This is a genomic window from Pseudomonas sp. GL93, assembly GCF_003408955.1.
Classification (GTDB): Bacteria; Pseudomonadota; Gammaproteobacteria; order Pseudomonadales; family Pseudomonadaceae; genus Aquipseudomonas; species Aquipseudomonas paracarnis.
Map to the genome: position 1 here is coordinate 1 of NZ_NKRF01000138.1, position 25,200 is coordinate 25,200.

15 protein-coding genes are annotated in these 25,200 nt (G+C 59.4%); 3 read left to right on the forward strand and 12 right to left on the reverse strand.

What is annotated here, in order from left to right; translation table 11 throughout:
- Positions 1–298 precede the first annotated feature (298 nt).
- The 3 genes from CER19_RS28360 to CER19_RS28370 form a co-directional block, all read right to left on the reverse strand.
- Positions 299–478 (reverse strand): hypothetical protein, encoded by a 180-nt coding sequence (locus tag CER19_RS28360; RefSeq protein WP_003190784.1) that lies wholly within the window; start codon positions 476–478, stop codon positions 299–301.
- A 156-nt stretch (positions 479–634) separates the two neighbouring features.
- The gene (locus tag CER19_RS28365) at positions 635–1,810 is read right to left on the reverse strand and encodes a lactonase family protein (protein WP_116668814.1); all 1,176 of its coding nucleotides are present in this window, start codon (positions 1,808–1,810) and stop codon (positions 635–637) included.
- Entirely contained in the window at positions 1,797–2,093 is a 297-nt protein-coding gene (locus CER19_RS28370) for a DUF5629 family protein (RefSeq protein ID WP_116668815.1), read from the reverse strand. The genes CER19_RS28365 and CER19_RS28370 overlap by 14 nt, the downstream gene beginning before the upstream one ends.
- Positions 2,094–2,381: 288 nt before the next feature.
- Here CER19_RS28370 and CER19_RS28375 point away from each other — a divergent pair, with 288 nt between their 5' ends.
- The gene (locus CER19_RS28375) at positions 2,382–7,376 is read left to right on the forward strand and encodes a dermonecrotic toxin domain-containing protein (protein ID WP_116668816.1); all 4,995 of its coding nucleotides are present in this window, start codon (positions 2,382–2,384) and stop codon (positions 7,374–7,376) included.
- A gap of 64 nt (positions 7,377–7,440) precedes the next feature.
- On the opposite strand, the gene CER19_RS28380 is transcribed toward CER19_RS28375, so the two are convergent.
- Together CER19_RS28380 and CER19_RS28385 are read right to left on the reverse strand one after the other, a co-directional pair.
- On the reverse strand, positions 7,441–9,816 hold the full coding sequence (locus CER19_RS28380; protein ID WP_116668817.1) for an RND family transporter: 2,376 nt from the start codon (positions 9,814–9,816) through the stop codon (positions 7,441–7,443).
- Positions 9,817–9,834: 18 nt separating this feature from the next.
- Positions 9,835–10,872, reverse strand: a complete 1,038-nt coding sequence (locus CER19_RS28385; RefSeq protein WP_116668818.1) for a YCF48-related protein — start codon at positions 10,870–10,872, stop codon at positions 9,835–9,837.
- A gap of 320 nt (positions 10,873–11,192) precedes the next feature.
- Between CER19_RS28385 and CER19_RS28390 the strand changes: the two genes are divergently transcribed.
- Together CER19_RS28390 and CER19_RS28395 are read left to right on the forward strand one after the other, a co-directional pair.
- Positions 11,193–12,308 carry a Gfo/Idh/MocA family protein gene (locus CER19_RS28390; RefSeq protein ID WP_116668819.1) on the forward strand — a complete coding sequence of 372 codons (1,116 nt, stop codon included), beginning with the start codon at positions 11,193–11,195 and terminating at the stop codon, positions 12,306–12,308.
- A 381-nt stretch (positions 12,309–12,689) separates the two neighbouring features.
- Complete coding sequence (locus CER19_RS28395) at positions 12,690–14,777, forward strand: M10 family metallopeptidase C-terminal domain-containing protein (protein ID WP_116668820.1); 2,088 nt, start codon at positions 12,690–12,692, stop codon at positions 14,775–14,777.
- Between the two features lie 31 nt (positions 14,778–14,808).
- Here CER19_RS28395 and CER19_RS28400 read toward each other — a convergent pair whose 3' ends face one another.
- From CER19_RS28400 to praB, 7 genes are all read right to left on the reverse strand, one after another.
- On the reverse strand, positions 14,809–16,512 hold the full coding sequence (locus CER19_RS28400; RefSeq protein WP_116668821.1) for an AMP-binding protein: 1,704 nt from the start codon (positions 16,510–16,512) through the stop codon (positions 14,809–14,811).
- Between the two features lie 31 nt (positions 16,513–16,543).
- Positions 16,544–17,842 (reverse strand): acetyl-CoA C-acetyltransferase, encoded by a 1,299-nt coding sequence (locus CER19_RS28405; protein WP_116668822.1) that lies wholly within the window; start codon positions 17,840–17,842, stop codon positions 16,544–16,546.
- Positions 17,839–18,729 carry a MaoC/PaaZ C-terminal domain-containing protein gene (locus CER19_RS28410; RefSeq protein WP_116668823.1) on the reverse strand — a complete coding sequence of 297 codons (891 nt, stop codon included), beginning with the start codon at positions 18,727–18,729 and terminating at the stop codon, positions 17,839–17,841. The genes CER19_RS28405 and CER19_RS28410 overlap by 4 nt, the downstream gene beginning before the upstream one ends.
- Positions 18,730–18,732: 3 nt before the next feature.
- Complete coding sequence (locus tag CER19_RS28415) at positions 18,733–20,076, reverse strand: 3-oxoacyl-ACP reductase (protein ID WP_116668824.1); 1,344 nt, start codon at positions 20,074–20,076, stop codon at positions 18,733–18,735.
- Positions 20,077–20,304: 228 nt separating this feature from the next.
- Entirely contained in the window at positions 20,305–22,815 is a 2,511-nt protein-coding gene (locus CER19_RS28420; protein WP_116668825.1) for an acyl-CoA dehydrogenase, read from the reverse strand.
- Between the two features lie 217 nt (positions 22,816–23,032).
- A complete protein-coding gene (locus tag CER19_RS28425) occupies positions 23,033–24,478 on the reverse strand; it encodes an outer membrane protein transport protein (RefSeq protein ID WP_116668826.1) in 1,446 nt (481 codons plus the stop codon).
- A 142-nt stretch (positions 24,479–24,620) separates the two neighbouring features.
- Positions 24,621–25,106, reverse strand: coding sequence for an alkane oxidation protein activator PraB (gene praB, locus CER19_RS28430; protein WP_116668827.1), 486 nt, complete (start codon positions 25,104–25,106; stop codon positions 24,621–24,623).
- Positions 25,107–25,200: the final 94 nt, after the last annotated feature.

Genomic DNA, 25,200 nt, shown 5'->3' on the forward strand with positions numbered 1-25,200 from the left:
AATCACTGGCGGATTACGGGCACACCGAGCCCAAGCGAGGTGCCGAGTGGTGGGGCAAGAGCGCTTTGGTTACTTTCGCGCTTTTCGAAAGTGACCCGCCGTCAGGCGGAACCCTAAGTAGCCGTTACCGCAGCAATGGATATGTACACGGTCCAACTGTGTTGACTGCCAGGCCGCCTTCGCGAGCAAGCCCGCTCCCACAGTTGGATCGTTGGGGTGTCAGGTAGATATTGGTCGGCTGTCAGGCCGTCATCGCAGGCAAGCCAGCTCCCACAGTTGACCTTGGCTCAATGGCGCCTCAATGCTGGGTCTTGTGATCCAGCGCCGCATAGAAATTGGCACTCTGTTGCAGGTATTTCTGGGTATAGGCAGTCACATTGGATTTTTTGCCGGTGACTTCCACGCTGGCGGCAGCAGGCAGTGCCACAGTGGCGGAAACAGCAGAAGCAGCAATGATCGAGAAGAGATTGAAATTCATGGCGGTAACCCTTGTGTGCGTTTGGTTGGGTGGCCTGGGAAGACCTTGGAACCCAACTTACGCCCGAGGGTTGAACCTTAGAAATGCTTTGAAACAGTAGCCGTTATCACTGCGATTAATACAAAGGCTCAGGCCCCGCAGTGCGGGGCCTGTGGCTTATTGACGCACCAGGAACTTGAGGTCACTGGGGGCATCAATCGGCAATTTCTGCACGGTTTTACCCAGCAGGCCGGTCTTGGGGTCTCGCTCGACGACGACAATTTCATTGCTTTTCTGGTTGGCGATCAGCAGGAACTTGCCGCTCGGGTCGAGGCTGAACTCACGCGGATGGTCGCCTTCGACGGAGCGGCGTTGAATCTCCTTGAGGTGCGCGGTGGCCGGGTCGACGCTGAACACCAGCATCTGATTGGCCGTCCCACGGTTGCTCACGTACAGGAATTTGCCGTCACTTGAAGCATGCAACGCCGCACCGGCTTTGTCGGACACCGGTTGGCCCGCCGCATAGTCCACCAACTGGGTTTGCTTAAGCTGGCCGTCGCTGTAATCGAACACGGCCACCTGGGCGCTCATTTCAGTGGTCAGCCAGGCGTGCTTGCCGTCCGCGCTGAACAGCAAGTGACGCGGGCCGCTGCCCGGAGGCAACTGCACCGACGCCGGGTTGGCCGCCGTCAGTGGCAGCTCATGATTGGCCTTGGGGTCATAGCGGTAGGCAAACACCTTGTCCGCCCCCAGGTCCTGCACGAATACATACTTGCCGTCCGGCGACGACACCACCGAATGCACATGGTTGGACGCCTGGCGCTCAGGGTTTACCCGGCTGGCCGGGTGCCCGCTCAACTGCACCGGTGCCGACAGCTTGCCGCTGGCATCCACCGGCAGGATCGCGAGGCTGCCACCCGGGTCTTCCACCACCGAATAGTTGGCGACGAACAGGTAGCGCCCATCGGCGGCCACACTGGAATGGGTCGGCTCATTGCCCAGGCTCTGCACTTGGTTGATCAGGGTCAACTGGTGGTTCTGGGGGTCGATGTTGTAGCTGCTGACACGCCCCACCGGGTCTTCCTGGCCGGGGCCGTTTTCATTGACCACAAACAACTGCTTCTGGTCTTTGGAAATCGTCAGCCAGGACGGGTTGGCGGTTTTCGCCGCCAGCATGGGCTTGCCGCTGAACTGCCCGGTGCGGCTGTCGAACTGCAGGCGGTAAATACCCTCGCTGCTACCGGCGGTATAGCTGCCGACCAGCAGTTCATGCACATCGCTGGGTGCGGCCTGCACCGACATCGCACCGACACTGCCTGCCATCAGCAGGGGCCAGAATTTACGCATCATCATCCGCTTCGTCCTCATCGTTATTGTTGCCGGTGAAGGCGTTCATGCAAATCAAGCGGTGCTCGCCCGACTCACCGGTAAGGGTCCAGCTTTGCAGCGTCTCGTCAAATGCGGCGGCGTCCACCTGCGCCGTGGTGAAGCTCCAGCGTTTTTCGTCCCGACCATCCATGGCGGTAATCACTAGCTTTTGTTCAGTCAACTCGAAATCAAAGGCATGCAGGCCGTCGATTTCAAGCATGTCGCTGGTTTCAAGCTGGGGGCGCAGAGGGGCGGATTCGGCAGTCATAACATCAATCGTTCAGAGGAAAGACCCCATGATAGGTCAAATGGTTGCAGCGGCGTAAATCCTCGCGTGACGGGCGCCACGTTTACATGCCGCCATACATGCCCCGCCCTACTCCCACCCAGGCAAAATCAACTGCTTGCGGTCATGGAGCGCCAACGGAAACGGCTGATTACCTATTGTTGATGTCGCGTAAAAGCCGGGCCCGGTAGTTTCCATTCGCCTGCTCACACGATGCGAGCAGGGTCACCTATGTGACGAGCATGATTGCAACGACAAGGAAGCTACACGATGATCCAGGGAAACTACCCCCAGCGTTTTTTTGACCAAAACCTGCCCCTTTCATTGCCCACCCCGGCTGCCCGCCAGCCGGCCGACACCGACCATGCCCTGGCGAATGCGGGGCCTGACCAACCGCTGAGCCGACCCCGACGCGCATCCGCCCCTCTACGCACCCCGCTGACCACTCCTGGCGCAGCCACCGCCAGCCCGCCGCAGATCACCGCCAGTTCGGTCGCCCAGCAGTTCGATAGCCGCCCCACGCTACGTTCGGTGGTGTCGGACCTGCTTAACGATGCGATCAAAAGCCTGTACCCCACGTTGGTGTTCAACCCTGCCGAAACCGCAGTGGCCGAACCCCTTTCAAGCAACCCGCCACAGTACCGCCTGACCCCCTTGCTGGACGTTGCGTTGAGGCAACTGACCAGCCACGACGACCTCGACTTTACCGACAAACATTCACTCCCCTGCACGCTCATAGATCAGACCACCGGGCATACCCTCAAGCCGGCGCCGGCGCCGAATGCCTTGAAGCCCGGCATTGATATGCAAGCCATCGAACTGGCCATCCGCAGCCTGCGCGCACCGCTCAAGAAAGCGTTCGAACAGGCCATGCTCAAGCACTTTGCGAGCAAACCCTTGGACGCCCACTCTCCCGACGCCAATCGCTGGCGCTGGCTCAGCGACACACTGAAAGACACCCTGAGAACCGCCGCCTTGAAACAGCCTGGGTTGAACGCTCAGCAGCGCGAGACCCTTGACCAGATCGTGACCTACCCCGATCGCGCTCAACGCCAAGCGGCAAAGGGCGATGCGCCAGCCCAGGTGTTCATCCTCGACTCCGCTGTGAGCCACGCTGGCGGCAGCTCGTCGCTGCTTACTCCAGACCTGTTGATCACTCGCCAAGTCGATGGCCGCACGCAAGTACTGCACGCCACTGCCGCCGGCGTGGTGACACCCTATGACTCCATGCAGGCGTTCGGCGAGGCCTGGGGCAAAAACCTTGGCAAGGCCTTTGTCTTTGATGCGCTGAACTGGAAACGCCAGGAGCCTACGGACAACATTTTCGATACCCAGGCGGCGGTCATCCTCAACGCCATGGTGGAGAACATTGCGTCCATTGATATTCCCACCTCGGGCTCGCTTGAGGCGCTGGAGCAGGCTTTTTCCCGGGCCAGTGACCCAAGCCCCTGGTTCGTGGGGGCCTATGCGCCCGAACCCCAAACGCTGGAACGCCTGCGTGAAAAGTTGCCCAAGTGGTTCGACCAGTCAAGCCCGGCAGAACGCGACACCTATCGACAGCACGCCTTGGCCCTGGCCAGCAGTGTGCGCCGCAACAATGGCCGCACCTTCCTCGACGGCATTCCTGATATCCGCACCTACGCCCAGCAACAGCTCGACCAGCATTTAACCGGCAAGGGCTACACGGCGCAGGATGTGGAGGTGGTGTTCAAGGTGCCGGTGGGCAATATGGGCAGCGGCTACCTGGAACGGGAGAAGATGAGCCTGGTGGACATGGCCCTGGAAAACCTCGCGGGCCTGCCCAAGGGCGAGATGGAAGTCTATGTGCGCGGGCAACGGGTCAACGATGCAAGCCTGCCAAAAATGCTCAAAGGCCTGATCGACACAGTGGACATCGGCGGCCAGTACCCACAGTTACTCAAGCGTGAGTTGCTGGATGACAGCCCAGCGGCTCGTGACCGGCTAACACGGTTCGTCGAACAGGTGCCCCTGCAGCTCGCGATGCAGGCACTGGAACTCAAGCTCAAAGGCGAGGCTGGCATTACTGCTCAGGGCTACGCGTTGATCGAAGCGATCATTCAACCTGGCCCGGGCAGCAAGCAGGTGGACGGACAAGAGATCACCGTGCGGCCACTGGCGTTCGTACGCAAGCCAGGGGCGACGCCGGATGTGGCCGCCAACATGTTCATCATCGAACCCCTGGCCAGCAGTAGCGGCCCACACATTCTCTATCGACCCCAACTGAAACCGGCGCTGCTGGAGTTCGCCAGCCGGGACGCGCTGTTGGAGGCGATCCGCAAGCCCGGTGCACTGCAAGACAGCGTGTTGGCCTGGTTGCCGGACGACAAGGTGCGCGCGGTATATGGCAATGGCGGTTTTCACACGCCCAATATTGCTCGCTTTACCGTTTTCAATGAGTTTGACCCGCCCGCCACGCCCAAGCCAACCACCCTGGCGGGTGACGGTTATACGGCCGCCGCCACGCTACGCCAGGACCTGCTCAACGGCGACCTGGCAAAACACTGGTTCCACTCCAACGCCAACAGCCTGGTCACCCTTGCAGAAGGCCAATCCACCTCCGACGCCGAAAGCCGTTGGGCCTCCTACAAGGAGCTCGGCTGGCTGTTGTTCAACACACTGCTGCCGCTGATGCGCGGGCCAGGCGCCATGGCCGGTTGGTTGCTGCAACTGGCGAACGCCGAAAACGACATCAAGCGCCTGTCCACCGCGAACGATCCGGACCCGGCCGGGGCAATGGTCGATCTGTTGGTCAACCTGGGCATGACCCTGACCCATGCTCCCGTTGCCGAGTCCACGCCTGCGCGTACCTTCGAGCCGTTCGAGCCAGAGGCCGGCACCCCTGCGCCTCGCCCCCGCCAAAGCAATGACCCCATGCGACCTGCGCCCATCATTCACCAGGACCCGAGCGCGCCGGTCACCACCGGTTTGGGCGTCGGTACGGCCATCGATATCAGGCTGTCGAGCCCACGCGGACTCACCCCCGAGCTGCGTGCACACATCGACTCATTCAAAGTGCCAGCACCGGCAGCTCCCGGAAACCCGATAGCCGAAGGACTCAGGAAGGGCCTGTATCAGGTGGATAACCGCTGGTACGTCAGCATCGACAATCACTGGTTTCGCGTCGCGACCGACTTGGATGGCCCCTACGTAATCGACGAACACAACAAGGCACGTATCTCGCCCGCAATCGCACGCGATACCCAGGGCAACTGGTATTTCGACCTGGCACCCAAGCTACGGGGCGGTATGCCCAAAAACACAAGCCTGCAAGAAACGCTGGGAAAAAGCCGGCGCGCCCAGGAGCAAGCACAGAAAAACTACCAACGCAGCATGCTGGAACAAATGAAGGTTTCGGCAAAACATGACGCTGCAACTGGAACGATCAAGGACAGCTTCATCGAATATCAGAACGCCCGAAAGAAACTCAAAACCCTACGCAACCTTGTCACCGATGATGCGTCGGCAAATCGGTTCGCCGCTGCCTACGCGCAACATCGACACGCCACCCTGGCACTCAAGAGCCGCCTGGATCAACAACTTCAAGCCCTCAAGCCGCTGACCCTGGCACTTCGGGCAGCCAGCGAAGAAACCATTGCAACCATAACCCCAAGGAAAATAGGCGGCGTCGACGATCTGTCGACGTTCAAAGAGAACCGTTCACTGGAATACCAGTACACGCTGCACGCCCTGATTGGGGTAGAGGACTTTTACGTGAAACTGGTTACCGATGCCCTGCAATACGGTGTCAGTGGCGCCTCGGTGGCAGAACTGGAAAGTACTGCCCACTCAGGTTCCGAGGAGGCCTACGATGAACTGACCAGTGTGTTCGAAATGGCTTACCACGCAACGGATAAGCTGCTTGAGTCCAGCGACGCCATCAAGTCAGTGTTTGACCAATGGAAAAACGACTCCCCCTTCGCCAGCAAGCGCGCCGAGGAGTACCTGAAGACACGCTACAGCCGATCCCCCGCCACGGGGGTATTTATGGCAAAGATGAACCAGTTGGTGCTGCTCAAACGGCTGGCCACCGAATCGAGCGCGCTGTCCCCCGACATCGCTGAGCAGTTTCAGATGAAGCGGTTCTTGAACGTCGACCTTAAAGCTGAATACGTGGCCTTCAGTGACCTGCGCCAATACGAGGGTTACAGCGCAAGCGAGCGCAAAGCCACGCTGACCACCATCATCGACAAATACAAGCAAGTATTGAGTGACAGCGTCACCCTGCAGGAGGAGCATCCGGGACACTTTCGCCGCGATTATCACCAACTGTTTACCGAAACGCTCAAGCGGTTCATCGACGATGCGGAAACCGAACTTGTCCAGGTCGTCAAAGAAGAACAACAGCTTATTGCGCCAGCCCCTGTGCGCAAGGACCAGCAGGCCAAACCGCAGAACAAGCGTGTGTTCAAGACCGAACACAAAGAAAGTCTGATCGGTACGCTGCGCCCTCCCGTACCCGGCCAGGCCGTTAACATTATCGACGTGGTCGACCCACAGAGCGGGCAGCCGATTGCCAGTTATAGTGAACACCCTGGAGAACGCGGCTGGGTGAAGATTGTCCGTGGGCAGCCCACCGCGCCACGTCCTGTTTCTCCGCCCAAGTCCTGGGCGACTTATAAGAGCGAAGCGCAACATTTGATCGACGGCGTGACGAAGATAGAACAGACCATCCTCTTTCAGAAAAAGAAGCTTGAGGACCCGCTGCGGCGAGACACCGTCAGCCCTCGAGACTGGAACGACATGCTGGAAGCCCAGGCCAACCAGCTCATCGAGAAGGCGCAACAGGCGCAAGCCGCTCACGGCGCCAAACCGGAAACCGCCGAATGGGTGGCGCGCTGGCGAGCAACGGCGGATGAAATCCTGCAAAAGGCCCGGCAGCATACCGCCGATGGCTATCTGGTACAGACGCCGACAGCGGAAAACGTCGATTACCTGTGGCGCCACGGTTTTGTCGATATCAACCTGGTACGGCGGGATATCCCGACTAAAAGTGGCGATGTTTTCACCGAATACGTGGTTCGCAAGAAAAATAAAATCGATGCGCTGTGGTATGCCCACTTCCACTATCCGCAAAAAGGCTGGGCGCGTGATGACTATACGGCAGCGCATCTGAAGACACCGGCCCAGCGCACCAAGACCCAAAAGGATCTTATTGCCGAGGCCGGCAGCAATGGGGTGGTGGAACGGATCATCAAGGCCGGTATCACCAAGCCGCTGGATGAAAGGCTGTTCTTGAAATTGTAAAACCAGCCACCCGGCGCCCAACAAAAAGCCGCACAGTGTGCGGCTTTTTCTCTTCTACCCAGGCTTAGTGCGCGAACAATGAATTGCCCTTCTGCCCCGCAAGCTTTTCAGGCTTGATCAGGAACCGCGCCAGGGCCGGCAACAGCCACAGCGCGCCGAACATGTTCCACAGCAGCATGAAGGTCAGCATCAGGCCCATGTCGGCCTGGAACTTGATGGCCGAGAAGACCCAGGTGCACACGCCGATGGCCAGGCACAGGCCGGTGAACAGCACGGCTTTGCCGGTAGATTTCAGCGTTTGGTAGTACGCCTCTTGCAACGGCAGGCCGGCGCGCAGGAAGCTTTCCAGGCGGCTGTAGATGTAGATGCCGTAGTCCACGCCTATGCCCACACCCAGGGCTACCACCGGCAAGGTCGCGACCTTGACGCCAATGCCCATGAACGCCATCAACGCGTTACCCAGTACCGAGGTCAGCACCAGCGGCAACACGATGCACAGGGTCGCTGCCCAGGAGCGAAAGGTGATCATGCACATGGTCGCCACACACAGGTACACCAGGATCAGAATGATTAATTCCGACTCCTTGATCACCTCGTTGGTGGCCGCTTCAATCCCGGCATTACCGGCGGCGAGGATGAATTCCAGGCCGTCCTTGTTGTTTTCCTTGGCAAAGTCCTGCACCGCATGCACGGCGCGGTCGAGGGTTTCGGCCTTGTGGTCGTTGAGGAACACCAGCACTGGCGCCAGGGAGCAATTGTTGTTGTACAAGCCATCGGCACGGGCGATGGAGTTGTTCAGCACATCCGGGTTGCGCGACAGGGTTTCCCATTTCAGGTTGCCCTCGTTCATGCCCTTGATCATTTGCTTGGACACGGTCACCAACGAAATCGCCGACTGCACGCCCTCGGTGTTCTGCATCTTCCACATCAACTGGTCGATGGGCGCCATGGCTTCATAGCGTGAGCAGCCTTCGGCCTTGGTCTTGACCATCACCACCAGCACGTCGGAACTGGTGGAGTAATTGCTGATGATGAAGTTGTTGTCCTTGTTGTAGCGCGAATCCGGGCGCAGTTCCGGTGCGCCTTGGTCCAGGTCGCCGATCTTCAGGTTCTGGCTGTACCAGAGGCCGCCACCAAAGGCGATCAAGGCCAGGAACACCGAAACCGGCGCGACTTTCGGGCTGGCGAATTTGGACAGCAGGCGCCAGAAGCTATGTTCGCGGTTCGCGTCTTTCTTGCTCTTGGCGATGGCGCGCTTGCTGATGCCCACGTAGGAAATCGCGACCGGCAGCAGGATCAGGTTAGTGAACACGATCACCGCCACGCCGATGGACGCGCCGATAGCCAGTTCGCGGATCACGCCGATGTCGATGATCAGCAACGTGATGAAGCCCACTGCGTCGGCGAGGATCGCGATCATCCCCGGCAGGAACAGTTGCCGGAAGGTGCGCCGCGCGGCGGTCAGGGCGTTGTCTGCCTCGCTGGATTGCAGGGCAATGCCGTTGATCTTCTGCACGCCATGGGAAATGCCGATGGCGAAGATCAGGAACGGCACCAGCATCGAATACGGGTCCAGCCCGAAACCGAAGAAGTGCATCAGCCCGAGTTGCCAGACCACCGCCACCAATGTCGTGCTCAACACCGCAATGGTGCTGCGCAGGCAGTTGGTGAACCACAGCAGCAGAATCAGGGTGATGACGAACGCAACGCCGAAGAACAGCACCACCATCACCAAACCATCGATCAGGTCGCCGACCTTTTTGGCAAAACCGACAATATGAATCTTGACGTTGGGGTTCTGGGTTTCGAACTTGTCGCGGATCTTGTCTTCCAGTTCATGGGAGAACTTGCGGTAGTCCAGGGCCAGCAACTTGCCCTGGTCCTGCGGGTCCGGGTAGGACTCCAACAGCGGGATATCAACGATGCTCGACTTGAAGTCATTGGCCACCAGCCGCCCGACCTGGCCGGACTTGAGCACGTTATTGCGCAACTGGTCAAGGCTCTGCGGCGAACCGTTATAGCTCTGCGGGATAACCTCACCGCCCGCAAACCCTTCTTCGGTCACTTCGGTCCAGCGCACGCTGGGGCTCCACAGCGACTTGAGACCCGAGCGGTCCACCCCGGAGATGTAGAACACCTCGTCGTGGATCTGGCGCAGGGTCTCCATGTAGTCCTGGGTAAAGATATCCCCGTCCTTGGCCTCCACCGAAATACGCACGGTGTTGCCCAGGTTGGCCAAATCGTTGCGGTGCTCCATCATTTTTTCGATGAAGGGGTGCTTGAGCGGGATCATCTTTTCAAAGCTGGTGGACGGGCGAATCAAGGTCGCCTGCCAGAACAGGAAGATACTCACCAGCAGGCAGATGACGATCACCGCCGGGCGATTGTTGAAGATCAGGCGCTCAAGAAAGGTCGCTTTATCGTTGTGATGACTGCTCATTGAATCCCCGCCTTCTTATTATTTTGAGAGCTCTGCGCCAGCCGATGTGGCAACCCGCACGCCACCCTGCCCCGCGAGGATCAAAGTGCCATTGCCTGCCGCCGTGACCGCCGAGAGTGAAATACGGTCCGGGCGATTGAACACACTGAAGGTCTGGCCGTCGTCATGGCTGACCACCACGCTGCCACCGTTACCCACGACGACGATGGAGCCGTCCTCCAGCAAGGTCGCGCCCGACAGACCAAACTCCAATGCGCCGCGTGCTGCATTCAATTGGACCTGTTCCCAGGTGCTGCCAAAATCGGTGGAGCGGTACAGGTTGCCGCGTAAACCATACGCCAGCAGAGTCTGCGGCTGTGCGGTGCTGATCACGCCAAACAGCGACCCCTCGTAGGGGCCTTCGAGCTTTTCCCAGGTCTGGCCGTCGTCGCTGGAGCGGAACATGCTGCCCTGCTCACCCACTATAAACAGGCCGGCGCCCTTGATCTGAGCGATGGCGTTGAGGTGGTACTGGTCTTCGTTGTCGAGACGCTCGCTGACATCGTTCCAGGTTTTGCCGGCGTCGGTGGTCTCGATGAGCGCACCGTAGGCGCCCACGGCCAGACCGTGGTTAGCGTCGTTGAACCACACGTCGAGCAACGGCGCTTCGCGTTTGAGGTCTTGATATTGCTGGGTCCACGTGGCGCCGCCATCGGTACTAGCAAGAATCTGCGCATCATGGCCGACGGCCCATCCGTGCTGGTCATCAACGAAAAACACCGCCGTGAGCAGTTGCCGGGTGGGCACTTTGGCTTGGGCCCAGGTGTTGCCCTGATCATCGGAATAAAGGATATGCCCACGATCACCGACCGCCACCAGGCGCTTACCGGCGTGAACCACGTCGATCATCAAGCCTTTGGCGGCCTTGGGGGATTCAATCGCAAAGACTGCGGCGGCGGGGGTATCGCTGGCGGCCAGAACCGGCAGCGACAATGCGCTGCCAGCAAGCAGCGAGAGCGCTGTGGCCAGCAACGCAACCCTGCGTGCGGCGCGTGGGCGGCAAACAACCCAACCCATGACAGGCTCACTCATAGACCTTTCTCCCATTTATTATTGTTAGGTCGTCTTCTCTGCCAGGACCTTGAAACCTGCAATCTAGAGCGCCTGGAGGAAGCAGGGGCCATCCTATCGGGCTTTGGAATCGTCTGACAATCGGCGCTACGTTATCTTTTGTTAACTGGCGGCTTTTGGCCATGTGCTGAATATAGCTGCATCAGCTGAAATGATGGGCTGACTGCGATCATGGCAAATGAATTTTTATTCCATCTATTGAACTTAATGAATTTTTATTCCATTAATGGCCTTCCCTGAAAACAATAATCCAAAGGACCACGACGATGCGTGAACTCGGAATCGGCTTGATCGGCACAGGCTTCATGGGCCGCGCCCACGCGCTGGCGTTCAATAACGCCCGGGCGGTATTTGAACTGCCCGTGCGGCTCAAGCTGGCCGCCCTGGCCGATGCCGACACCGAACGCGCCCAGCGTTGCGCCAGCGCCTGGGGGTTTGCCCAGGCCCATGGCGACTGGCAAGCGTTGATCAATGACCCCAAGGTCGATGTTGTAGCTATCACCACCCCTAACCACTTGCATTACCCCATGGCCATGGCGGCAATTGCGGCGGGTAAAGCTGTATATTGCGAGAAACCCCTGGCCGTCAGCCTTGAACAAGCCGACGCCATGCGCCGCGCCGCCCATACCGCCGGGGTGGTGACGCGGGTGGGTTACAACTACCAGCACAACCCGATGATCGTGTTGGCGCGGCAGATGATTACCAAAGGCGAACTGGGCGAGATCATCAGTTTTCAAGGTGAGTTCAGTGAAGACTTCATGGCCGACCCGGCCTCCCCTTGGTCGTGGCGCTGTGAGGTGGAGCACGCCGGCGGCGCCCTGGCTGACCTGGGCAGCCATTTGCTGTCGATGGCCCGCTATCTGGTGGGCGACGTGACCCATGTATGCGCCGACACCCAGACCGTGCACAGCCAACGCCCCGCCACCGCCGGCAGCCCGAGTTCAAAAGCCATTGCCGTGGATGACCAGGTGCATGCCCTGTTGCGCTTCGCCAACGGCGCCCGTGGCACGGTGAGCAGCAGTTGGCTCAAGCACGGCTACAAGAACCACTTGAGTTTCGAGATCAGCGGCACCCAAGGCACGCTGGCGTTTGACCAGGAACGCTTGAATGAACTGCGCCTGTACCGCATCGGCCAGGACGGCTTCCAGCGCCTGCTGGCTGGCCCTGCCCTGCCCGGTTATGCGGCATTCAGCCCAGCAGCGGGGCATCAGTTGGGTTACAACGAATTGAAGACGTTGGAAGTGCACGAGTTGATCATGGCACTGGCCGGCCAAGGGGCGCAGGGGACGGACTTTGAGGCGGCCTGGGAGGTGGAGCGGTTGGCGACGGCGATTCGAGTGGCAGCCCTTGAGGAACGCTGGGTCGAGGTCAGCGCGGTTTAAGAAATCACGTTGCACATAAGCAAACACCGTCGTCTCGTCTACGGGGCGACGTCACTCGCGGTTGCATACTCTTTGCACACGCTCATTGAGTGTTGAAAAATAGCGAAACCAGATACATACGGGCAACTCAACTCGCATTATCGAAACTACGTCAAATACCTTCCTCCCCGTCACTGGTCCACTACCTTCCCCGCAAAGTACTGTTTCCGACAGTGCCTTTCGCGCTAACAACAAAACCAACCTTACCTCTAAACACACTTATATATCGAAACACAGCACATCTAGGGCAGCATTTAAAAAACCTATATCTTACCCCCCACCAGAAGCATCAAGCTCACCTATGTACTACCCCTAACTTCAACCTTCCCTAGAGAACTTGGCATGTCCATTATTTGCAAACACTCCCAAACTTCACGATGGATCCATGCGACACCCGAATTTCTAAGCTCGCCCACCGGCGACACACGCATTTCCGACCACTCTGATAAAGTTGCAGAAAGTCTCACTAGCAGCAACCATAAAATAAAAGATCGCAATGGCGACGGACAAACAACCATCTCCTATGCATTTACCGAATTCAGCGAGGTCAAGAAAAGAGCATTCAGGCAGGCGCTTCGATCTTGGGAAGATATTGTAAAAGTCAAGTTTGTCGAAAACGGAAAAGATGCAGACACTCACCTGTCGGTAAAAGAAGTTCCAGGTGGAGGCGGTAACGCTTCGTTTCCAAATGTTTACGGATCACAAGAGATCAACATAGGAAAGAATGAAGGCGCGGGGCTCCATGCAGCGATGGTTCATGAAATCGGTCACACCTTGGGGCTTGAACATCCGGACCTTAATCTTCCCGAAAGCAGCGACGTTTATAGCACCATGAGTAATAGCTTTACTATGTTTCGCCCTAATGCAAATAAGAAAAACTCTATCCTCTCGGATAGTAGCCAGACTCCGTTGATGCATGACATTGCCGGTGCTCATCGGATCTATGAACCCAACCATGAAACCCGTAAAGGCGATACAATTTACGGGTTCAACTCCAACTCCGAACGTGACCACTATACGTTGTCCTCCGCCAATGATCTGCCGTTCTTCTGTGTCTGGGACAATGGCGGTGACGACACATTAGATTTTTCCGGTTTCAAGCAGAACCAAAAGATCAATCTGAACGCCGGATCACACTCCAACGTCGGTGGCAGGAACAATAGCGTCTCCATCGCCAAGGGTGTTGTGGTTGAGAATGCCATCGGTGGCTCGGGGCATGACGAACTGATCGGCAATCAAGTCAATAACAAACTAACCGGCGGGGCCGGTAGTGACACACTGATAGGCGGTGGGGGTGCTGATACCTTTGTTTATAACCAAGCCAGCGATTCCAGCCCGGCGAACCCTGACATACTTGAAGACTTTACCAGCGGTGTCGACAAGATCGATCTCTCCAAAATTCTCAAAGAAGCTGGCATTGAAAGACCAACGCTGGTTAACGCACTGACCGGTCGCAAAGGCGAGCTGACACTCAGCTACGATGAAGACGCCAAGAGGCACAAACTGGTCCTCGATGTGAACGGCAAGCTTGATTCTGCACTACTGATTCTAAGCAAAAGGCCGATAAAGCTAGACGACATCCTGACGCATGCGGATCCAAAGCCCGAGCCTAAGCCTGAGCCAGAATCACAACCCAGGCCCAAGCCCAAACCTGAGCCCGAATCGGAACCCAAGCCCACGCCTAAACCTAAGCCCGAATCAGAGCCTAAACCTAAGCCCGAATCAGAGCCCAAGCCCAAACCTGAACCGACACCCACGCCAGCGCCATGCTTCAAACCCGACACGGGCGACACGGTCTATGGTTTCAATGCAAATACCGGACGCCCCAGTACAACCCTCACCTCCGCCTGCGACAAACCTCACTTCAACGTGTACGACAGCGAAGGCAACGATACCTTGGATTTCTCTGGCTTCTATCAAGACCAGCGGATTGATTTAACACCCGGTACCCGCTCCAGCGTAGGAGGGCTGCAGGACAATGTGTTTATTTCACAAGCAACCCTCATCGAAAACGCCATAGGTGGCAAAGGCAACGACCGTATAAGCGGCAATAGAGCCGATAACGTCCTGATCGGCGGTGCGGGCGCGGATCACCTGACTGGCAATGGCGGTTTCAATACCTTCAGCTACCAACTGGCCTGCGATTCTCCACGCGATAACGCTGACCTCCTGTTGGACTTCACAACAGGCAAAGACAAGATTGATTTGCGAAAAATGAGCGAAAATGCCCAAGTCAGACTCAACTATGTCAATGAGTACGGCAATCGACCCGGCGATACGATCATCGTGCACAACCCGATCACCAACAGGTACTTGCTGGGGATTGATTTAACTGGCGATGGGAAAACCGATTTTCTGATCAAGAGCACCCGCCCAATCAGTTGCGAAGACGTTCTCGGGTTGAATATCCGGGACGACGGTTACCTCTGATCGTGCTCACGGTATGAAACGGTGAACAGCATCAGCGCAAGGCCCGGCGCAGCACTTTGCCCACCGTGGTCTTGGGCAATTCCGTGGTGCGAAACTCCACATACTTTGGCAGCTTATACCCCGTCAGGTACTCCCGGCAGTGCGCAAGAATCTGCTCCTGTGTCAGGCTCGGGTCCTTACGCACGACGATGATCTTGACCTTCTCCCCAGTCACCGCATCTTCCACCCCAATGGCCGCCACTTCGGCAACCCCGGGGTGCATGGCCACCACGTCCTCGATTTCATTGGGGTACACATTGAAGCCCGAGACCAGGATCATGTCCTTCTTGCGGTCCACCAGGCGGATATACCCGCGTGCGTCCATCACGCCGATGTCCCCGGTAGACAGCCAGCCCTCGGCATCCAGTACCTCGGCGGTTTCCTGTGGCCGTTGCCAGTAGCCCTGCATCACTTGCGGGCCACGTACTTGCAACTCGCCCTGCTCGCCGATATCCGCCAGTTCGCCGTCTTCGCGTACAAAGCGCACCCAGGTGGAGGGCAATGGCACGCCAATACTGCCGGTGAACTCCATCTCGCGCATGCGTGAAATATCGATGGGGCTGATGCTCACCACCGGCGAGCACTCGGTCAGCCCGTAGCCTTCGATAATCGGCAGCCCGGTTACTTCCTTCCAGCGCTTGGCCACCGCGGTGTGGGTGGCCATGCCGCCAGCAATCACCAGGCGCAGGTCGGAAAAGTCCCGCGCACAGAACTCCTTGTTCTCCAGCAAGCCATTGAACAGCGTGTTCACCCCGGCAATGCCATTGAAGCGTTCCTTGCGCAGGATCATCTGCACGCGTTTCACGTCCCGGGGGTTGGCGATGAGGATATTGCGCCCGCCCAGGCACATGAACATCAGGCAGTTCACCGTCAGGGAAAAGATGTGATAAAGCGGCAGCAAGGTCACGTTGGTTTCCTGCTTGTGCTGGTCCAACTGATCACCGACCCAGGCCTTGGCTTGCAGCAGGTTGGCAATGATGTTGCGATGGCTGAGCATCACGCCCTTGGCATCGCCGGTGGTGCCGCCGGTGTATTGCAGGAAGGCCAGTTCATCGCGGTGCAGGCTGACCGGTAAATGGTGCATGGCCCTGCCCTGTTTGAGCACTTGGTTGAAACGCAGCGAGCCGGGCAGCCTGAACGCCGGCACCTGCTTCTGCACGCTGCGTAGGATGAAGTTCATTGCCGCGCCCTTGAAGGTGCCCAGCAAGTCGCCAATGGCCGCGACCACCACACGCTTGACGCTGCTGCCGACCATGGCTTTTTCCAGGGTATGCGCGAAATTTTCGAAGATCACCACGGTTTCGGCGCCACTGTCCTTGAGCAGGTGCTTGAGTTCGTGGGCGGTGTACAACGGGTTGACGTTGACCACCACCGCCCCGGCCAGGATCGTGCCCAGCAGGCAGATCGGGTACTGCAAGCAGTTGGGCATCATCAGGGCCACGCGATCGCCCTTCTTCACGCCCTGGTCCTGCAGCCAGGCGGCAAAGGCAATGCCTTGGGTGCGCCAGTCGGCATAGGTCATTTCGGTGCCGATGCTGACGTAGGCCACCCGCTCACGGAATTTTTCCAGGTGCTCCAGGAACACTTCGCGCAACGACGGGTAGTCCTCAATCCCGGCCTCTATATCCGCCGGCACGCCAGGCAGGTATGTGTTCAACCAGATGCGTTCGGTGTGTTCCAGGCTGATAGCGTTCATCGCAGTGTCCTTATTGTTGTTTTTGATAGCGCTACTTTTCGACGATGGCGGTGATGCCCAACCCACCCGCCGCGCAGATCGAGATCAGGCCGCGACCGCCACCGCGTTCATGGATAGTCTTGGCCAGCGCCGCCAGTTGCCGGCCACCGGTGGCCGCAAAGGGATGGCCGCAGCCCAATGAGCCGCCGTTGACGTTCATCTTGGCCCGGTCGATGGCGCCCAGGGGGGCATCAAGGCCGAGTCGCTCGCGGCAATACTGCGGGTCTTCCCAGGCCTTGAGCGTGCACAGCACCTGGGCGGCGAACGCTTCGTGGATCTCAAAGAAATCGAAGTCGGCAAACCTCAAACCTTCACGCGCAAGCATGCGCGGCACGGCGTAAGCCGGCGCCATCAGCAGGCCCTCGGTGCCGTCGACAAAATTCACCGCGGCCGTTTCGCCCGTACGCAGATAAGCCAACACCGGCCAGCCATTGGCGGCGGCCCATTCTTCACTGGCCAGCAGTACCACCGAGGCGCCATCGGTCAGGGGCGTGGAGTTGCCGGCGGTGAGCGTGCCGTTCTGGCGGTCGAAGGCCGGCGACAAGCCTGCGAGCTTTTCCAGGCTGATATCGGCACGCAGGTTGTTGTCACGGGCCAAGCCGCGATGGGGGCTGATCAGGTCGTCGAAGAAGCCGCGTTTATAAGCCGCATCCAAGCGCTGGTGGCTAGTGAGGGTCAGTTCGTCCTGAGCCAGACGCTTGATCTGCCAGCGCTTGGCCATTTCTTCGCAGTGCTCGCCCATGGACAGGCCCGTGCGCGGCTCGCCATTGCGCGGCAGCAACGGCTTGAACAACATCGATGGACGTACTTTCAACAAGGCCTTGAGCTTGTCGCCCAGGCTTTTGGCGCGATTGGCCGCGAGCAAGGTATGGCGCAAGGATTCGTTGATACCAATGGGCGCGTCGGAAGTGGTGTCGGCGCCACCGGCAATGCCCACTTCAATCTGGCCGAGCGCGATTTTATTCGCCACCAGCAGCGCGGCTTCCAGGCCCGTGCCACAGGCTTGTTGCACATCATAGGCAGGGGTTTGCGGGGATAACGTGGTGGACAACAGCGCCTCGCGGGCCAGGTTGAAATCCCGCGAGTGCTTGATCACCGCCCCGGCGGCAAACTCGCCCAGGCGTTGGCCGTGCAGGTTGTAGCGCTCCACCAACCCTTGCAGGGCGGCGACCAGCAGGTCCTGGTTACTGTCGTGGGCATACACCGTGTTGGAGCGCGCAAATGGAATACGGTTGCCGCCGATAATCGCCACGCGGCGGGTCGGGGCTGGGGTAAAGCTGTAGTCACTCATTGCTGGCTCTCTTTCCAAATGAATAGCCCGCGCATATGGGGCTTGTCCCCGGCGAAATTGCGCACTTCGAACTCGCGCCGTGGCCCGCTCGCCGGGTGGCGCCACAGGGCGACCTGGCCGGGCAGGAAGATCGGCAATTTGAAGTCGCAATGGGCCTCGGCCTGGTCCAGGCCACCGGGCGGCTGTTGCGCTGCCAATGCGCGGCCCAGGGTCCACATGCCATGGGCGATGGCGCGACGAAAGCCGAAGAGCCTGGCACCGATGACCGACGTGTGAATGGGATTGAAATCTCCCGAGACCTTGGCAAAGCGTCGCCCCAGGTCAGCGGGCAGTACCCAGCGCTGGGTGCGTAACAGGCCGTCCTCCTGCAGCGGCAAAGGGTCATTCCACGGCTCTCCCACCGGGTTGCTGACGTCACGGCGCAAATACAGGCTGTCGCTTTCCCACACCAGGATTTCCTGGCTGTAGGCACGGGTAGCAATACTCAACGCTTGCCCTTTCGGATGAGCCACCCAGCGCTCGCAATACACCTCCAGGCGCAGCGCCTGGCCCTCGTGCAGGCGCTGGTGCTGACGAATACGATTGGCCAGGTGCACCATGCCACTGGCCGGGTACGGGAAGCTCGGCCGAGTCAGCAACAGGAGGTGCAGTGGGAACGCCAGCACATGGGGATAGGACAATGGCACGCCCTGCTCGCGACGAAAGCCACACGCCCGTGCGTAAGCGGCGATACCGGCCGGCGAAAGCTCCACCGCGCTGCGCACCAGGCGTGCTGTAGGCAATGGCGGCGCACCGTCGAGCTTGGGTTTGCGCAAGGTGCGCAGGCCGTCGAGCAACAACTGCGGGCGCGACGGCGGTGGGTCGATAATCTGCGTCACGTAGTCCATCGGTCAGGCTCCCAACAGGCTTTGGCCGCACACCCGCACCACCTGGCCATTGACCCCGCCCGACGCGGGGTGGGCCAGCCAGGCGATGGTCTCGGCCACGTCGATGGGTTGCCCGCCCTGGGACAACGAATTCATGCGCCGCCCCGCTTCGCGGATCATCAGCGGGATCTTCGCGGTCATCTGGGTTTCGATAAAGCCGGGCGCCACCGCATTCACCGTGACCTGCCGGGCTGCCGCACGTGGTGCCAGGCCCTGTACCAGGCCAATCACCCCTGCCTTGGACGTGGCGTAGTTGGTTTGCCCCAGGTTGCCGGCAATACCGGAAATCGACGACACGCACACAATGCGCCCGCCGGGGTTCAAGCCTTGGCTGTCGAGCAGGGCCTCACTGAGCTGCCACGGCGCTTCGAGATTGACCGCCAGGACACTGCGCCAGGCGGCCTCGGTCATTTTGGCGATGGTCTTGTCGCGGGTGATTCCGGCGTTGTGCACCACCACATCAAAGGCGCCGTATTGGCTGACGTGGGTTTGCAACAGTGCGGCGGTGTCAGCGGCGGTGATATCCAGGGGCAGCGCCGAACCGCCCACGCTGATCGCCGCCTGCTGCAAGGCTTCCTGGGCCTGGGGCACGTCCACACACACCACATGGGCACCGTCCCGCGCCAGCACCTGGGCAATCGCCAGGCCGATGCCACGGGAGGCGCCGGTGACCAGGGCGCGTTTGCCGGCAAAGGGTTTGTCCCAGTTGACGGCAGCGTGGCCGTCGACCGGTTTTTCCAGGCGCACCACCTGCCCGCAGACATAGGCGGAACGGCGCGACAGGAAAAACCCCAGGCTGCTGTCCAGCGCGTCTTCCGCGCCCGGCGCCACGTACAGCAATTGCACGGTGATCGCGCGGCGCAGCTCCTTGGCCAGCGAACGCACCAAGCCCTCAAGGGCGCGTTGGGCGATGGCCTGGGGCAAGTCGTTGCAATGCTCGGGTGCCGTGCCGAGTACCACCACCCGGCCATGCTGGCCGAGGCGCTTGGCATTACTGTGAAAGAACAGGTAGAGCTCATCCAGCTGTTGCAGGTCGGCCACGCCGCTGGCGTCGAACACCGCGCCTTGCACCTTGACCGTGGACGGCGCCTTGAGCGTCGCCGGCGTCGCGGCGACGGTGTCGGTGGCGCTGAAGATGCGCTGCACCGACGCCACCAGGCGCCCTGCCCCGGCGATGATCACCGGATTGGCCAGGCCGGCCTGGCCGCTGCGATGCCGTTGCAGCGCCAAGGGTTGCGGCAGGCCAACGGCCTGGGCCAGGCGCCGGCCCCAGGGGGAATTGACGAACGAAAGGTAGCTGTCACTCATAAGGAGTCCACTCACAACACAGTTCTTGCCTGGTAAACCCGATCAAATGTGGGGAACTGGATCGCCCTCTGTAGGAGCGAGCTTGCTCGCGAAAAACGTCAACGATAACGCTGGCTTCCTGAATCAACGCGGCGCCTGTGAGTTTTTCGCGAGCAAGCTCGCTCCTACAAAAAGCCTTCTGCCTGGCATTTAAGGCAAGCCAGTTCCCACCTGTGGACCGGGTTTCTATTAATTGACCGTGGCGCTGCGCCGTTTGGCCACCGGCTCGAGCGCCTGCTTACGCTGCTGCAGGGCCTCCAGCAAACCAAAGTCCTGGGGAAAGTCATCCACCTGGATACCGTGGTCGGCGTATTCCACATAGCGCGCCAGCAAGGCGTCTTCGTCGTCGCTGATCAAATCCAGCGCCCGCGCCTTGACGCGCCAGTCGGTGAAGGCCGTGGCAGAGATCGGCAGCGGGCCGAGCAGACCTTGCTTGATGGCGGGCTTGAGCCGCGCCTCGATCAACTCCACTTGGGGCAGCAAACGGAAACCCAATTCGCCGTAGGCCAGCTTGTCGACTTCCGGACGGGGGATGTAGGAGTTGGCCAGCAACCGGTCGCGGGTTTCGCCAGGGGTTTGCACCACCTCCGCCACCTGCGCCAACAGGTGGTCCGACGGTTTGCGCAGCGGGATGCCAAACGGAAAACTCAACGCGCGCACCACCGCCGCAGCGGGTTTTGAAGGGTAATTGTCGAGCACTTCGGCCAAGGCTTCATGGGCGCGCAGCAGTGCGTCCTGGGCCGCCCAGTGCACCAGCGGCAAGTCCGCCTGGGGCCTGCCGTCATCCTCGAAGCGCTTGAGCACGCAAGACAGGATGTACAGCTGCGACAGCATATCCCCCAGGCGCCCGGTGATACTTTCCTTGCGCTTGAGGGCACCGCCCAGCACGCCCATGGAAATATCCGAGATCAGCGCCAGCACCACCGACAGCCGATTGGCCTGGCGGTAGTAGGCAGCCAGCGCCGGGTCGGTCTTGGCCGGCGCCGAAATCAGGCGCCCGCCGGTCAAAGCATGCACCGCTGCGCGTACGGTGTTGGCCACTACAAAACTCACATGGCCGAACATAGCACTGTCGAAGTCTTCCAGGGCCTTACGCCGGTCGGGGTTGTGCGCCGCTTCCATCTCGCGGAACACGTAGGGATGGCAACGAATCAAGCCCTGGCCAAAGATGATCAGGCAGCGGGTCATGATGTTCGCGCCCTCCACCGTAATGGCGATAGGACTTTGCTGGTAGGCACGGGCGAGGAAGTTATTGGGGCCCATGCAGATGCCTTTGCCGGCGACGATGTCCATGCCATCGTTGACGATGATGCGCGCCCGCTCTGTGACGTGGTACTTGGCAATGGCCGAGATCACCGACGGTTTCTCGCCGGCGTCCAGGGACGCCACCGACACCTTGCGCACCGCATCGCAGGCATACAGGTGCCCGGCCATGCGCGCCAGCGGCGCCTGTACACCTTCGAACTTGCCGATGGGCAAACCGAATTGCTTGCGCATCGCCGCATAGGCTGTGGTGCCGCGTACCGCGACCTTACCCAGGCCGACGTTGGCCGAAGGCAGGGAGATCGCCCGGCCTGCCGCCAGGCATTCCATCAACATGCGCCAGCCATTGCCGATTTGTTCGCGGCCACCAATCACCCACTCCAAGGGAATGAATACATCCTTGCCAGTGGTAGGACCATTCTGGAATACCGCATTCAAAGGCCAGTGACGCCGGCCGCTGTTTACGCCCGGATGGGAGGTGGGGATCAACGCACAGGTAATGCCCAGGGAACCTGGCGCGCCAAGCAAGCCCTGCGGGTCTTCAGCGCGGAACGCCAGGCCCAGCACCGTGGCAATCGGGCCGAGGGTGATGTAGCGCTTGTCCCAGGTCACTTTGAAACCCAGTACTTCCTCGCCCTCATGCATGCCTTTGCAGACGATGCCCAGGTCGGGGATCGCGCCTGCATCGGAGCCCGCATACGGGCTGGTCAAGGCGAAACACGGAATGTCATCACCGCGTGCCAGGCGCGGCAAGTAGTAGTTGCGCTGAGCGTCGGTGCCGTAATGCAGCAGCAGCTCGGCCGGGCCCAGAGAGTTGGGGACCATCACCGAAATCGCTGCCGCCGAGCAGCGTGTCGACAGCTTCATCACCACTTGGGAATGGGCGTAGTGGGAGAAGCCCTTGCCGCCGTACTGCTTGGGAATGATCATGCCGAGGAACCCGGCATCCTTGGTGTACTGCCAGCCTTCTGGGGACATGTCCTGCCAGACCTGCGTGGTTTCCCAGTCGTTGGCGATGTCGCACAGGGTTTCGACTTCGTTGTCGAGGAAGGCTTGCTCCTCGGCGCTCAGGCTGGCCGGCGCGGCTTGCAGCAGGCGCTGCCAGTTGGGTTTGCCGCTGAACAGCTCGGCATCCCACCACACGGTGCCGGACTCGATCGCCGCACGCTCGGTATCGGACATCGCCGGCATGATCGTGCGAAACAGGCCCAGGGCCCTGGTGGTCAGCAGCTTGCGGCGCAGGGGTTTGATCGCCAGCACCAAGGCGGGCAGCACCACCAACACCGCCGCCAGGGTAATGCCCGGCACGGCCACCGCGCTGAACAGGTAACCCGCCCCCAACCAGACCAGGCCAGCGCCCAGCCACAAGGTGGCGGCGGCTTGTCGATACGCCAGGGCAATCGCGGCGGCGAGACCCACCAATAACCAGATAAGCATGGGAATACCTCTACTTGATTCAGGGCGTAAAACCACACTACAAACTTCAAATCATAAATTCAAATATTGTTTTGAAATTTTTATTTAGTGCGTTGACGAAAAAATTCAGGCTGAACGACTCAGCCTTGTGGAATAAGGAACCAGAACAGCCTAAACAGCCCTGGCAGGGTCTCCAGGTGCACTGGGAACCCTGCTCGACAACTGCTCCGCGTGCCCTTTAGAACTTGTAGGTAGCCGACAGACTGACCACATCACCTGACGATTCGGCCTTGCCGTCCAGTTGGGCGGCTCCGAGACGATCAACGTTCTTGGTCTTCAGATTGACCTTCTGGACGAATTGGTGCGAATACGCGGCATCCACTGACAGACCAGGCACAGCCTTGATGTCATAGCCGGCACCAAACGCCAAGAAGTAGCGGTCGCCGTCGGGGATCCGGGGGTCACGCGTGGAGTTACGGGTAGGTGTCTGGTCGTAAGCTACACCGGCACGCAGGGTAAGTTCGTCAGTGGCTTTATAGTCGCCACCGATCGAGGTCATCCAGGCGTTCTTGTAGTTGTACGGGATGGCAACAATAGTCGAGCCTTGCGATTTGAGTGTCAGGTCTTTGAACGAAGACCATTCAGTCCACTGGGCGCTGACACCTAATGTCCAGCGATCATTGAACTGGTGGACCCAGTCAATCGCCGCAGTAGCCGGAATATCCAACTGAGTGCTGGCATGCGCCCCGTCCGGGAAAAGCTTCAGCCCCGGATACGCCATTTCAACCAATGTTTCGCCGTTCGGTCCAATAGGATTGGTCATCGCGTTGCGACCGATAGCATCCGTATAGACATTGTATTTGCCGGTCATCTTGTTTTTGATTTTGGCGTGATAGTTCAAGCCCAGTGTGTCTTGCGCCGTCGGCTTCCATACCACACCGCCAAACCAACCGACCGAGATATTATCGACTTTCACACGCATCAACGAATGCCCTACACCGGTCGGAAAGCCGGTCCCGCCGAGTCCGGGAGAGACGTCCGCCGCTGCCAGCAAGTCGATGTTCTGGCTGACAAATCCCTGGCTGCGCTGGACGATGGCGCCACCGCCGACCGAAAACTGGTCATTGACCTTGAACGACAGTGAACCTGTCAGGCCAACGGTCTCAATTTTGGTGTCGACTGCAAAATCCCGCAGCTTGGAGTCTTCGTTCCAAGTTGTTCTCATGCCCTGGGGGACCACCTGGCTCAAGCCAAAAGCAAAGCGGTCGCCGATTGGGATCACCAGGAAACCGGTTGGCAGCCACGCGGTAAAGCCACCTTGTCCCCCGTTATTATTATTGAGTGTCGGATCGCCCATGCTGCCCTGATCATCCAATACCGGCGTATTGGTCACAGGATTACCGTTATGGTCAAAAGCCTGACCCGAATATTTGATCTTGACCCGGGCATAATCGACAGTCTGCTGCGCGATAGTTGAGTCGATGAAGGCCATGGCTGCCGGGTTGTTGTACGCGGCACTGGGGTCGTTCTTGAACAATGAACCGCCGCCAAACGCGCGGCCCCAGCCGGGCGCACCGTAGGTTGGCGTAGAGAAGCCGCCCGCCTGCACATGTCCCGTGGTCATCAAACCTCCCAACAGCGCCAACCCCAGTAACGTGTGAGCGTGTTGTTTCTTATTATTCATGCGCTGCTCCTTATTATTATTTCGCCCGGCCCCTGCCGGTGGGTCGTGTGGCCGTAGGCAGACCGTAAGTACCCTGCCCAACCGATGCCTCGCGTGAGGCATCGGTCTTTCAATGGGTGATCAGCCCTCAGGAGTCACATGCTTATGGGTTAACCGTCAGTGTCGGGGCAACAACACTCAGCGATACGACAGTGCAGTTGCCGGACAGCGACTGATTGGCAGCCGAAAGTGTTTTGGTACCTGGCGTCCACGCCACGGCAATGGTGGTAGGGCCGCAGTTAGTGGCCGGAATCGAGGAGATTTTGTAGCCTACGTTGGTCACAGTGCCGGTGGTGCCCGTCGCAGCGGTAAGAACCCAAGGCAGGTTAGTCAGCGTGGGCAGCGCGCACAGGCCGCCGCCGGTCAGGGAAGCACCGTTGATAGAAGCCACGCCACCGCTAACGTTGCCAGTAAAGGTAATGCCGCAAGTCACTGCCGCGCCGAAGGATGAGGGTGACTTCACCACGATGGTACCGGCATTAGTCGAGAACGGACCGTCTGGAGAAACGGAAGCCGCACTCGCCATGGAGGCGGCGCCAAAGCACAGAGCAAACGAAGTTGCACAAACGAGGGTTTTCAAGCTTTTCATTGTTTTTCCTCACATGTTATGGCGATTCATTTCGCCAGGGGTAATGGCCATGATCGAGAGGTCACGGTGAAACTGCAGAACTTCCCTTTCCAGC